This window comes from Paenibacillus sp., assembly GCF_035645195.1.
Lineage (GTDB): Bacteria > Bacillota > Bacilli > Paenibacillales > YIM-B00363 > Paenibacillus_AE.
On the sequence record NZ_DASQNA010000008.1, the window covers coordinates 34,819 to 47,350 of the forward strand.

A 12,532-nucleotide genomic window follows, 5' to 3' on the forward strand; every position below is an offset into this window, starting at 1 on the left:
AATAAAGCGAATACATTTTTGAGACCCTCTATTCTCCGTTAGGGTGGTGCACCGTGGTACGAGAACTAGTAATCAACGCGTCATTGCTGCTGTCCGCATTGTACGTCGGCACATTGTTGTTTCGGAAGCCGCCGCAGGAAAACTCTCCTTGGTATTCGCATGCATTATACGGACTTCAGTTCGGAGCGGCCGCCGTGTTCTTGTTCGCGTTCCACGGGAACGAAGAGCACGGCCGGCTTCTTTGTTTCCATTTGACGCCGATCGCGCTCGGGGCGCTGCACGGCACGGCCCGCTCGACGGGCTGGGCGGCGGCGATCGCGGCGCTGTTCATGGCCGCGTCCGGGGGCGGGTTCGCCGAAGCGGCGGAGACGATATTGGTCGGCGCCGCTTCCGCCGCCGTCGTCTATCGGATGCGCCGCCGCGCCGCCTGGGCGGCCGTGACGGCGCTGTCGACGGCGGCCCCGTTCGCGACCGCGTGGCTGGCGGACGGCGGCTACGGCGCCGGTTGGGGCACGGCGCTGCTGTTCGCCGCTTGCCACGTCGGCGCGATGTGGGGGGCCGATTCGTTCCTGCGGTGGGATCGGACCCGCTCGGCGCTTATGACGGAATATACATACTTAACGCAGCACGACCTGCTGACCGGCCTGCTCAATTTCCAAACGTTCCAAGCGCGGCTGCAGTCGCTTCTGATGGAGGGGCGGCGCGTTTGCTTCATCTTGATCGACTGCGACGACGTGAAATCGCTGAACACCGAACAAGGCTTTCATACCGTCGACGGGACGCTGCAGCGGGTGGCGAATTTGCTGCGGACGTTTTTCTCCGACGCCCTGCTGCTCGGCCGCTTCGGCTCCGACGAATTCGCCGTCGTCATTCCGGCCCCGGCCGACGTCGCCGGAAGACTCGCCGATTCGCTCGAGACGCATATTCCGGAGCTCGCGGACATCCGGCTCGCCTACGGGTACGCCGTCTATCCGGACGAGGAGCAGGACCCGAGCACGTTCATCACGCTCGTCCAAAAGCGGATGCTGGAAGCGAAGCGGCTGTTGTGGCTCGAACGCGAAGCGCACTGGCTGCACAACGAGCGGCTGAGCGCGGTCGGCGAACTGGCCGCGGGCATGGCGCACGAAATCCGCAATCCGCTGACGACCGTGAAAGGGTTTCTGCAAGTGTCGAAGCAGAACGGATACAACGTCGCCGAATATTACGACATCATCATGCACGAAATCAAACGGATGAGCGATCTGACGGCCGAGTTTTTGCAATTTTCGAAGCCGACGGCGCTGAAGCCGATGAAGCTGTCGATTCAAGACTGCGTGCTCGCGGCCGTTCAGTTGACGGAGTCGGAAATTACGAAGTACGGGCACCAGCTGCATATCGAGGCCGAGGAGCAGCCGCTGTACGCGTTCGTCGAGAAGGACAAAATCGTGCAGGTGCTCGTCAACCTGATCCGCAACGCGATCGACGCGATGGCGGAATCGAGCGGCACGCTGTCCATCAGCGTCTATCCGAGAGGGGAATACGGACTCGTGGACGTGACGGACACCGGCATCGGCATTTCGGACGATAATTTGGTTCGCCTGTTCCAGCCGTTCTTCTCCACGAAGTCGAAGGGAACGGGACTCGGGCTTTCCATCAGCCAGAAAATCATCAACGAGCACGGCGGGTACATCTCCGTAAGGAGCAAAGTGGGCTTCGGCACGACGTTCACGATTCGGCTGCCGCTTTCGGACCGCCTGCCCGTGTAGGAAGGGAGCCGCTTCATGCTGAGAACGATCGCCGTGACGACGTCCGGCGAATTGCTGCGCGACGCGCCGATCGACCGGCTGGACGAAGCCGACGTGTCGTGGTACTGGGTCGATTTCGACCGCCCGACGGCGGAGGAAATCGCGCTGCTCGAGACGCGCTTCCGGTTTCATCCGCTCGCCATCGAGGATTGCTTGCAGCTGCTGCAGCGCCCGAAGCTGGACCATTACGACGACGTACACTTTTTCGTGCTGCATACGCTGCATCCGGAGACGCTGGAAACGAAAGAGCTCGATTTGTTCGTATCGGAGCGGTATTTGGTCACGTTTCATCTAGAGCCTTGCCCAGAGCTGGAAGACGCCTTCGCTAAGTGGCTCGGCCACGCGGAGTCGTCGCGGAAAGGGCCGCTGTACGCGTTGCATACGGTCGTCGACAAAGTCGTCGACTATTATTTTCCGGCCGTGTACCGCATCGAGGACGCCTTGTTCGATCTGGATCAGCGCCGCACCTCCGACGTCACCGACCGCAAGATGGACGAGCTGTTCGACCTTCGGTCCGACCTGCTGCAGCTGCGCCGCACCGTGTTCCCGATGCGGGAGCTGCTGTACCGGGTAGTGAATACGGAACGCATCCAAGGCATGGCGGAGTACCGCGCGTATTTCGCGGACGTGCACGACCATCTGCTGAAATTGTCGGAAATGATCGAATCGAACCGGGACATGACGGCCGATATTCGCGACAGCTACGTATCGATGCAGGCGAACCGCATGAACCGAATCATGAAGACGCTGACCGTCATCACGACGATTTTCATGCCGCTGACGTTTCTAGCGGGAATCTATGGCATGAACTTCAAATACATGCCCGAGCTGGAAGCGAAGGGCGGCTACTTCGCGGTGCTCGCCGTCATGACGCTGACGGGCGGATCGATGTTTTGGTGGTTCAAGCGCAAAGGCTGGTTCGATTGACGGTTCGTAATCCGCTCCGCTGTACGTATCTCGGCGACGAAAAGAAAGCCCGATAGTTCATGTTCGGGCGATATTGGCTATGTACGAGTCGATCGCGCGCGGGTACAGTAAAAACGTGATCAAACCAAAGATGCAGGGGTGAACGGCGAATGACGAAATTGTCAATCGGATTGCAAATGTATACGCTGCGGAACGAGACGTCGCAGGACTTCCTCGGAACGCTTCGCCAAGTGGCGGAAATCGGGTACGAGGGCGTCGAATTCGCGGGCTACGGCGGGATGGACGCGCAGTCGCTGCGCGCGGAGCTCGATCGGCTGGGTCTGAAGTCGCTGGGCAGCCACGTGTCGATCGCCCGCATGCTCGAAGCGGGAGACGAGGAAATCGAGTTCAACCTGACGCTCGGCAGCAAATACCTCATCGTGCCATGGCTGCCGGAGGAAAAGTACGCCACCGAAGAAGCGCTGGCCGCAACGACCGCGGAGCTGGAAGCGATATCCCGCCGATGCGCGGAACGAGGGCTTGTCTTCGGCTACCATAACCATTCTTTCGAGCTCGAGCGGAGCGCCTTCGGCAAGCGTCTGCTGGACGCGATCTTCGACGCCGCGCCGACCGCGCAGGTCGAGCTGGACGCCTGCTGGGTCCACAACGCGGGCATCGACCCGACGGAATATATTCGCAAATACAGCGGCCGCATTCCGCTCGTCCATTTCAAGGACATGGCGCGCGGCGAGGACGGCAAGGCGATCACCGTGGAGCTGGGCAATGGCGAGGTCGATTTGGGGGCCATCGCGAACGCGGCGCGGGAAGCGGGCAGCGAATGGCTGATCGTCGAGCAGGACGTCTGCCAACGACCGCCGCTCGAGAGCGTCGCGACCAGCATGGACTGGCTGAAGCGGAACGGCTTGAAATAGGTCGGAAGGCCGGAACGTTCGACAATAGAAAAGAGGAGATCGCGCGAAACGTGGCGAAGCAGCTCTAAGGCTGCTTCTTTTTGTTTTATTAGGGGGTTTGCGAATTGCAAATCCTGCGCCGGCTTATCGCGTTAAACGAATCTATGAAATTAAATTTTTTTGACATTTTTGAGATAAACTAGTAGACAGGCCAATATATCTATGATATATTGAAATCACTAACCAGCCAACGATGAGCGGAGAGACGCCATGGTATACGACGGAATCGTGATCGGATTGATCGTGGGACTGATCCGAGGAGGCTTTTTCGGAGCGCTGCGGAAACTGTCCCAGCTGAAACTTGTTGCAGGATGGATTTTCCCGCTGCTGCTAGTGTTCCAGATCGTGCTGTTCTACTTTCAAGAGAGATACGCAGCGCTGCAGCAATATACCGGCATCTCAATCATGCTTATCTATGTTATCGGTTTGTTGTTCATAGGTTTAAACCATAAATATCCAGGTTTTAAGACGATTTTCGTAGGCGTGTTTCTCAATTTCTTGGTCATGGCCGTCAACGGCGGCATTATGCCGGTCTCGTTAGAGGCATCGGCCATGCTCGGCCAGTATTACGTCGACGCGCTCCAGAGCAGCGAAGTGATGTACAAGCATGCGGCGCTGACGGAGTCGACGAGATTGCCGTTTTTGGGAGACATCATCCCGATCGTTTCGCCGTATCCGAGAGAGATGGTCGTCAGCATCGGCGACATCGTCATGAGCGTCGGGGCCGTCGTTTTCTTGTACAAGCTCATGTCGGAGCCGGGCGTCGAGACGGGCGGCAGAGTAACTGCGTAACTCCATAATTTTACATAAATTAACAAAGATAGGAGGAATGTATGATGAAAAAAGCAGAAGGCATCCAATTCGGCAAGCTGTTGGTGAACTTGGCTATCGTCTCTTCCGTCATCGTAGCTTTAACGTCCGCTTGGAAGTGGGGCTAAACCGAACGGCAATCGTTCGATCTTGATTTATATGAATAGGAGGAATTTCGAATGAAAAAGTTCGAGGGTATCCAATTCGGCAAATTGATCGTGAACGCAGTCATCGTCTCTTCCGTTATCGTCGCCTTGACGTCCGCTTGGAAGTGGGGCTAAATCGAACGTCCAACAATATCCGTAAGAGAAAGGAGCGATTCCGAATGAAAAAATTCGAAGGCATCCAATTCGGCAAACTGATCGTGAACGCAGTCATCGTCTCTTCCGTTATCGTCGCCCTGACGTCCGCTTGGAAGTGGGGCTAAACCGAACGCAGCCTGACGCGTGAGACAGGTCGGAACCCAAGAGGGGTCCGGCCTTTTTGTCGTTCCCTATCTATAGTTTTTATGTCGATTTGTGTATAATGTGGGAAATGCGCGATTCGAGCGGGGGGATAAAGTTGAAAACGGCGGCGCATTCCATTGCTCTGTTGAAAGAACCGAAAAATTTGTATCTTGGAACGCTTTATGCCGCAGGCTTTCTTCTATGGTTGTTTCATATGGAATTTCCGGCACGCACGTTGAACCAGTGGGTGACGTTGTACGCGCTGACCGGATCGGTCCTCGCTCTCAATTTTTTCGTATTCCGCCTGCCTCCGAACGGGACGAGGCAATCGATGGACTCCGCGGTCATTTTGGCCGCCTTATTCGTCTACGGGCTCCAAATGGCGCTGTACGTCGTCATCATCAGCCATTTGATCCTCATGTTCGCCAAACGAAAGACGGCTTTGTGGAAGCATGCCGCCAACCTATGGATGTACGTCATCATTACGATCATCGCCTCGTACGTATTCGATTGGGTCGGAGGCGAAACCGGATTTCTCGAAATCGAGCAGCTGCATACATACTTTATCTGCATGATCGCGTATTTCGGCGCGAACACCGTCATCATCGGCGGATACCATGTGCTGTTCGTCGCCCAATCGTTTTTCTCGGTCGTCAACGACATTTTCAAAGAGTCCTTCTTAGCTTACGTGAGTACGCTGCTCCTGTCGTTGGTGCTCACGGTGCTGATGCAGTCGACCCACATGTTCGGGTTGTTCTTGTTCATGATCATCGCGATGCTCATCTCCAACTCGTTCATCTTGTTGTTCGATTTGTACTCCTCTATTTCGGAGCGGGCGATACGGGATCAGCGGACGGGGTTATACAATCACGGTTATTTCGAAGAGGCGCTTGAAGAGGCGCTGCGCGGCGGCCGCGCGGACGGGGGGCGTTTTGCGCTGGCGCTGCTCGACATCGACGATTTCAAACGGTATAACGACGCCTACGGCCATTTGAAAGGAGATCAGCTGCTCGAATTTTTCGGGAAGCAGCTGCAGACGCTTCTCGATGAGCATCTCGTCGCTCGGTACGGCGGGGAAGAGTTCGCGGTCATTATGCGCGGGCTCTCCGTCCACGAAGCGCACGAAGTGATGAACAAAGTGCGAAAGACGATCAACGATACGTATTTCGAGGGCGTCGAGCTGTTCCCGCACGGCTGCTTGTCGTTCTCGGCGGGCGTCGTCGAATATACGAAGGACGTGTACGACAGGCATCAGCTCGTCGACCGGGCCGACCAAGCGATGTATTACGCCAAAGCGCAAGGGAAAAACACGGTGCACGTATTCCGGGAAGATTCGGCGCTGCAGCGGACGATCGACATCGAGCAGGATTTGCGCGAAATCGAGCAGCAGGTGAACATTTTCTTGTCGAAAGACATCTACACGTTCCAGCACAGCAAACGGGTGTTCCGCTACGCGATGGAGCTGAGCGACGCGCTGCAGCTGTCCGAAACGGAGCGGCGCACGTTCGTTCTCGGAGCGCTCATCCACGACATCGGCAAGCTCGAAATTCCGCGCGACGTCTTGAATAAAAAAGGCAAGCTGACCGATGAAGAGTGGGAAATGGTGAAAAAGCACGTCATTTGGGGCAAAGAGATCGCGGCGACGAACGAGCGGTTCCGACCGCTGCTGCCGTTGATCGAGCTTCACCACGAACGGTACGACGGCTCCGGCTACCCGCGGGGGCTGAAGGGGGAGGAAATCCCGAGGCTGGCGCGGGCGCTGTGCGTCATCGATTCGTTCGACGCCATGACGACGGAGCGCCCGTACCAACGGACGAAGACGTTCGAAGAGGCGATCGCCGAGCTGCGCGCCTTCTCGGGCACGCAGTTCGATCCGGAGTTGGTGGAGGCGTTCATCGGCGTGCTGAAGCGCCGTGGCAGACTCTTGTCCGCGGACGAGCCGGAGCCGGGCCACGCCGCGGGATAATTCGGGAGGCTGCGGAATACATAATAAAGAAGAGGAAAGGAGGGTGGTCGAGTGAGCGTCGTCGTCATGAAGCTCGGCATTTCCGCGCTGTTCGGGCTCATTATCGGCATTGACCGGGAATTGAAGAAGAAGCCGCTGGGACTTAAGACGTGTCTGGTGCTCGCGGTCAGCAGCTGTCTCTTGACGATCGTATCGATCCACGCGGCTTATGATTTTCCGAAGAACGAACATATGATGATGGATCCGCTCCGGCTCGCCGCCCAAATCGTTTCCGGCATCGGCTTTATCGGCGCGGGCGTCATTCTGAAGCGCCACGACGACGTGATCAGCGGGCTGACGACGGCCGCGATGATTTGGGGCGCCTCGGGGCTCGGCATCGCGGTCGGCGCCGGTTATTATTGGGAAGCGGGCTTCGCGCTGCTGTTCATGCTGATCGGCGTCGAGCTGATTCCGTACGTGCTGCGCCGCTGGGGACCGGAGGCGCTCACGTCGAAAGAAGTGCACGTGGCGTTCATCGTGAAGGACGTGAACCATTACAACGACCTGAAGCAAGCAATGGCGCGGCACGACATGAAAATCAAAGCGACGAAAATGACGGAGCTCGACGACCAGACGTTCCGGGTCGAGCTGCGGGTGCAGGTGCATGAGCACAGCGCGATCGCGGAAATTTTCCAAACGATACGCGGACTGGATCATGTATGCAGACTGGACGTCCGGTCGTTGTGAGCGGGACGGAACGGGGCTCGGCGAAATCGCCGAGCTTTTTTTGTTCGCGGCTTGAATTTTCCGAGCAAAAATGGAACCGTTTGCAGTATAGTAGGGGTAAGTGAGGAGAGGAGGACGAAGTTGATGAAAATTCGAAGCATGGAATTGTTCGCGGTGCCGCCGCGCTGGTTGTTCCTGAAGGTGACGACGGACGACGGGCTGGTCGGCTGGGGAGAGCCGATCGTCGAAGGGAAAGCGGCGACGGTGCGGGCGGCCGTCGAGGAGATGGCCGACTATTTGGTCGGCAGAGATGCGGGCCGAATCGAGGACATTTGGCAGGTGCTTTACCGGGGCGGGTTTTACCGCGGAGGTCCGGTGTTGACGAGCGCGATTTCCGGCATCGAGCAGGCGCTTTGGGACATCAAAGGGAAACGGTTCGGCGTGCCGGCGTACGAGCTCCTTGGAGGGGCCGTCCGCGACAAAATGCGCGTGTACGCGTGGATCGGCGGCGACCGGCCGGCGGAAACCGCCGCGGCGGCGAAGGAGAAGGCGGAGGCCGGCTATACGGCGGTGAAAATGAACGGGACGGCGGAGATGGAATGGATCGATTCGAACGCGAAAATCGAACAAGCCGTAGCCAACATCGCCGCGGTACGGGACGCTGTCGGGTACGACATCGGCATCGGCATCGATTTCCACGGCCGGGTGCATAAGGGCATGGCGAAGGCGCTCATCAAGGAGCTGGAGCCGTTCAAGCCGATGTTTATCGAGGAGCCGGTGCTGCCGGAAAACAACGAAGCGCTCCTCGAGCTGGCGAGGATGACGACGGTGCCGATCGCGACGGGGGAGCGGATGTACACGAGGTGGGATTTCAAACGGCTGCTGGCGTCGGGCGGGGTCGACATCATCCAGCCGGATCTCAGCCACGCGGGGGGCATCTGGGAGGTGCGCAAAATCGCCGCGATGGCCGAAGCGTACGACGTGGCGGTCGCGCCGCACTGCCCGCTCGGGCCGATCGCTCTCGCCGCTTCGCTGCAGCTCGATTTCTGCACGCCGAACGCGTTCATTCAGGAGCAGAGCCTGGGCATTCACTATAATCAAGGCTCGGATTTGCTGGACTATGTGGAGGATAAAAGCGTGTTTGCATATGAAAACGGTTACGTCGCGCGTCTGGAAGGTCCGGGTCTCGGCATCGAGGTGAACGAGGCGAAGGTACGCGAAATGGCTGCGATCGGGCACCGATGGCGAAATCCGGTTTGGCGTAACGCCGACGGTTCGCTCGCGGAATGGTAAGAACGATAAAAGGCGCAAGCTTCGCTCCTGCGGGAGCGGAGCTTTTTTTGCGTAAAACGGGTCATGGGAAAAAGGTGGATATGTAATATAACTTAACACAAAAGAATGTTTGGATTGTGAAATTTATGTATTGTATGCGATTTCGATCAACAATTTCATGAAAACCGGATTGTCGAGTTATAAAAATTGACATATAATTTGTCGTAAATTCATTTTTAGCAGTAGGTGCAGTATTTTGGGGTTTCTTATGTAATCATTCGTTACATCTCTATTTAGGGGTTTGTAAAGGGGGCGTCGGCATGGAATTCACCGTTGAGCAAGCGTTGTCCGTCTACCCGCTGTCGGAAGGGAAGCTGATCGCCGGCTCGGCCGGAAAACATCGGCTGGTACGATCGATTAACGTCATGGACGCGCCGGATATATCGGACTGGATCAAAGAAGGGGAAATGGTGTTCACGACCGCGTACTTGATCAAGGATCACCCTTCGGATGCCTTTCGACTGCTGCGAAAGCTGAACGGCCGCGGCTCGTCGGGGCTCGGCATCAAATTGGGGCGGTTTTGGAGCGCGGTACCCGACGAGCTGATCGCGGAGGCGGACGCGCTCGGATTTCCGCTCATCGAGCTCCCTTATCAGTTTACGTTTTCCGATCAAATGAACGCCCTGTTCCGAGCGGAGATGGAACGCAGCACGGAGATGCTCCGCTCCGTCATGGAGAAGCAGCGCCGGCTGATGCGGTTCGCGCTGCAGACCGACCCGATCGGGCAGCTGTTCGAAGCCGTCTCGGAGCTGGTCGGATGCGGCATCGCCGTCCTGAATGCGCGAGGGCAAGCGCTGTTCAACAACGGCGCGGCGACGGATCGGGAGCTGGCGCAGATCGAACTTCGGCCGGCGAACGCGCGCTCGCGGGTGCGAGGCGAAGGCTGGCAGGGCTGCCGCGTGCCGCTGACGCGGCGGGACCAAAGCGGCGGCAGCGTCGTGTTCTTCGTCGAAGACGGGGTGAGGCTCGCCGCGGAAGAAGCGCTGTACGTGCAGGCGGCGGAGCTGATCTCATTCCATATGAACGCGAATTTCCAAGATTATTATGAGCGGTCGCTGCACAACGATTTCGGCGTGTTCGTGAAGCGGCATCTGCAGAACGGCTTATCGGTCGAGGAACTGGTCGAATACGCAGGCAAAATCGGCATCGGCTTGTTCGACGGCGCGTACCGCTGCGTGCTGACCGACGTGCCGGACGGCGACGCGGCGTCGCGGCAATCGAAGCTGCGGCAGCTGAAGGAGGAGTACGTCGGCCGGCCGGCGCTGTACGAGCTGCAAGGGGTGCATGTCGCGCTGGAGGAGGGGCTGCTGTCCGTCTTTCCGGACGACCGGACGGAGGCGGGCGAGCTGCCGGCGCTGCTGGCGGGCTGCCTGAACGGCATGGCGCGCCCGGGGGAGCCGGCGCCGAAGGCGGCTATCAGCGAGCGGAAGCGGCGGCCGGCCCAGCTGCGCGAGGCGTTCGCCGAGGCGCGGGAGACGCTGGCGACGGCGCGCCGCTGGGGCGTACGGGAGCCGGTCGTCTCGTACCGAACGATGGAGCTGACGTTCCTGTTCGAGGACGTTTCGAAGCCGCGCATGGAGACGTATTTGAGCGCCATCTTGGGCGAGCTGCTCGCGAAAGACCCGGACTACGCGCAGGAGATGCTGCGGACGCTCGAGGTATATATCGAATGCGACGGGCAGATGAACGAGACGGCGAAGCGGTTGTACATTCACCGGAATACGGCGACGTACCGGATCGAGAAGCTGAGCGAGCTGCTGGACGTCGATTTAAAGCGGATGAACGATTTGCTGCGGTTGAAGCTGGCGTTCATGTTCCGAAAGCTGCTGGCCGAAGAGCGTTAAGGCGTATCGAACATCGGCGCAGGAATAAGGAGGAGGAGCCGCCATGGAGTCGGATCGGATCTTGGCGTTCATTGCCGAAGAGGAACGGGAAGCAGTCCTCGCGACCATCGTAGGCGTGGAAGGGCACGCGTATCGGAAGACGGGCGCTTCGATGCTGTTTTACGGCAAGGAAGGGGCCGGGCGCATCGGGTCGATCAGCCCGGGTTGTTTGGAGAGCGACTTGGCGCTTCGGTGCGGCCGAGTTTGGGAGACCGGCGAGCCTGAGGTAGTCGAGTACGACATGCGGGACGGCGACGATTTCGGCTGGGGCGAAGCAATCGGCTGCGGCGGACGCATCGACGTGCTGCTGGAGCCGGTGAGCGGGCCGCTGCGAGAGCTGCTGCTCGAGGCGGCGAAGCGCGTCGCCCGCGGGGAGCGGACGACGCTGCTGCGGCATCGCGGCGAGGAACGGCCGCGATACGAGCTGGCGGCGGGCGAGGCCGCCGCGGACGGCGGCGCGTTCGCCGTCGTGTTCGCCCCGAGGCCGCGCCTCGTGCTGTTCGGCGCCGGGCTGGACGCGGCGCCGATCGCCTCGCTCGCGCGGCTGGCGGGCTTCCGCGTCGTCGTCGTCGACTGGCGGGAGAACGCGGCCGTGCCGGAGCGGTTTCCCGGCGCCGACGTGTTCGTCGGCTCGCCGGAGGAAGCGGCCGAGCGTCTCGCGGTGGGGCCGGGCGATTACGCGGTCGTCTGCAGCCATCAGTTCACCAGAGACCAACGATTCATCGACGCGATGCTTCGGGCGCGTCCGCAATATCTTGGCGTCGTCGGCTCGAAGAGCCGCATCCGCGCCTTGTTCGACGGCCGGGAGCCGCCGAGCTTCGTGCGGGCGCCGATCGGCCTTGCGATCGGCGCGGAAGGGCCGGAGGAGATCGCGATCGCGATCGCGGCGGAATTGGTTTGGGCAAAGCGGAGAGGCGCGGAGGCGCCGAACGAAGGAGGGGAACGGCATGAAGGTGGCCGGCATTTATTTGGCGGCGGGCTCGAGCCGACGGATGGGGCGGCCGAAGCTGCCGCTGGAGTTGTCCGCGGGTAAGAGCTTAGGGGGCGCCGCGCTGACCGAGCTTGCGAAGTGCGGACTCGATCCGCTCGTCGTCGTGGTGCGGGCGGACGATCCGCTCGATTGGCTGCCGCCGCCGCCCGAGGGGGCGGCCGGCTGGCGCACGGAGTCGTGTTTTACGTCGTCTCTCGGCCTGTCGTTCTCGCTGCGCTGCGGCTTGAACGCCGTCCTGCCGCGGGAGCCGGACGCGGTGCTGGTGGCGCTGGCGGACCAGCCGTTCGTGCGGGCGGAGGAAGTGCGGCGCTTGATCGAGGCGATGGAACAAAACCCGGAGCTGCAGTACGCGGCGAGCGGCAACGACGGCTTCCCCATGCCGCCGTCGCTGTTCGCAAGGTCGCTGTTCCCGGCGCTTGGACGACTGGACGGCGATCGCGGAGCGAGGGACATTTTCGAAACGCCGGATTACAAAGGCGTCGTCATCGAAATGGAACGTCCGGAATTTTTCGCAGACGCCGATACGGAGATCGACTACGAGAGCTTGAAAACAAGCTGGGGGAAGGCTGAAAAATTACGAGAATATGACATAACGGGTTAGATATATCATGATTCGTGCATGTATCACAATTGCGTAGAACAGATTTCGCCCTAAACAACAATTTAATGTTATGAATATTGACGTATAAGTTGCCCGTCGGTATAGTTGAGCTACATTGACGGGCGACAACAGACGCC

10 protein-coding genes are annotated in these 12,532 nt (G+C 59.2%); all 10 read left to right on the top strand.

Annotated features, from left to right (window positions below):
- Positions 1 to 53 precede the first annotated feature (53 nt).
- The 10 genes from VE009_RS03395 (at position 54) to VE009_RS03440 (ending at position 12,395) form a co-directional block, all read left to right on the top strand.
- Positions 54 to 1,745, top strand: coding sequence for an ATP-binding protein (locus VE009_RS03395; protein WP_325005992.1), 1,692 nt, complete (start codon positions 54 to 56; stop codon positions 1,743 to 1,745).
- A gap of 15 nt (positions 1,746 to 1,760) precedes the next feature.
- On the top strand, positions 1,761 to 2,711 hold the full coding sequence (gene corA / locus VE009_RS03400; RefSeq protein ID WP_325005993.1) for a magnesium/cobalt transporter CorA: 951 nt from the start codon (positions 1,761 to 1,763) through the stop codon (positions 2,709 to 2,711).
- Between the two features lie 149 nt (positions 2,712 to 2,860).
- Complete coding sequence (locus tag VE009_RS03405) at positions 2,861 to 3,622, top strand: sugar phosphate isomerase/epimerase (protein WP_325005994.1); 762 nt, start codon at positions 2,861 to 2,863, stop codon at positions 3,620 to 3,622.
- A gap of 249 nt (positions 3,623 to 3,871) precedes the next feature.
- Positions 3,872 to 4,453, top strand: a complete 582-nt coding sequence (locus VE009_RS03410) for a DUF5317 domain-containing protein (RefSeq protein ID WP_325005995.1) — start codon at positions 3,872 to 3,874, stop codon at positions 4,451 to 4,453.
- A gap of 579 nt (positions 4,454 to 5,032) precedes the next feature.
- Positions 5,033 to 6,883, top strand: a complete 1,851-nt coding sequence (locus VE009_RS03415; protein ID WP_325005996.1) for a diguanylate cyclase — start codon at positions 5,033 to 5,035, stop codon at positions 6,881 to 6,883.
- Positions 6,884 to 6,949: 66 nt separating this feature from the next.
- Positions 6,950 to 7,609, top strand: a complete 660-nt coding sequence (locus tag VE009_RS03420) for an MgtC/SapB family protein (RefSeq protein WP_325006179.1) — start codon at positions 6,950 to 6,952, stop codon at positions 7,607 to 7,609.
- A 123-nt stretch (positions 7,610 to 7,732) separates the two neighbouring features.
- Positions 7,733 to 8,881, top strand: coding sequence for a galactonate dehydratase (gene dgoD, locus VE009_RS03425; RefSeq protein ID WP_325005997.1), 1,149 nt, complete (start codon positions 7,733 to 7,735; stop codon positions 8,879 to 8,881).
- A 299-nt stretch (positions 8,882 to 9,180) separates the two neighbouring features.
- On the top strand, positions 9,181 to 10,764 hold the full coding sequence (locus tag VE009_RS03430) for a PucR family transcriptional regulator (protein WP_325005998.1): 1,584 nt from the start codon (positions 9,181 to 9,183) through the stop codon (positions 10,762 to 10,764).
- A 43-nt stretch (positions 10,765 to 10,807) separates the two neighbouring features.
- Entirely contained in the window at positions 10,808 to 11,836 is a 1,029-nt protein-coding gene (locus tag VE009_RS03435) for an XdhC family protein (RefSeq protein ID WP_325005999.1), read from the top strand.
- Positions 11,751 to 12,395 carry a nucleotidyltransferase family protein gene (locus VE009_RS03440; protein ID WP_325006000.1) on the top strand — a complete coding sequence of 215 codons (645 nt, stop codon included), beginning with the start codon at positions 11,751 to 11,753 and terminating at the stop codon, positions 12,393 to 12,395. The genes VE009_RS03435 and VE009_RS03440 overlap by 86 nt, the downstream gene beginning before the upstream one ends.
- The last annotated feature ends 137 nt before the right edge of the window (positions 12,396 to 12,532 follow it).

Excerpts from the sequence above, each read along its gene's own strand:
- corA (WP_325005993.1), top strand. The coding sequence starts at position 1,761 with ATGCTGAGAACGATCGCCGTGACGACGTCCGGCGAATTGCTGCGCGAC.
- VE009_RS03405 (WP_325005994.1), top strand. The coding sequence starts at position 2,861 with ATGACGAAATTGTCAATCGGATTGCAAATGTATACGCTGCGGAACGAG.
- VE009_RS03410 (WP_325005995.1), top strand. The coding sequence starts at position 3,872 with ATGGTATACGACGGAATCGTGATCGGATTGATCGTGGGACTGATCCGA.
- VE009_RS03420 (WP_325006179.1), top strand. The coding sequence starts at position 6,950 with ATGAAGCTCGGCATTTCCGCGCTGTTCGGGCTCATTATCGGCATTGAC.
- dgoD (WP_325005997.1), top strand. The coding sequence starts at position 7,733 with ATGAAAATTCGAAGCATGGAATTGTTCGCGGTGCCGCCGCGCTGGTTG.
- VE009_RS03430 (WP_325005998.1), top strand. The coding sequence starts at position 9,181 with ATGGAATTCACCGTTGAGCAAGCGTTGTCCGTCTACCCGCTGTCGGAA.
- VE009_RS03435 (WP_325005999.1), top strand. The coding sequence starts at position 10,808 with ATGGAGTCGGATCGGATCTTGGCGTTCATTGCCGAAGAGGAACGGGAA.
- VE009_RS03440 (WP_325006000.1), top strand. The coding sequence starts at position 11,751 with ATGAAGGTGGCCGGCATTTATTTGGCGGCGGGCTCGAGCCGACGGATG.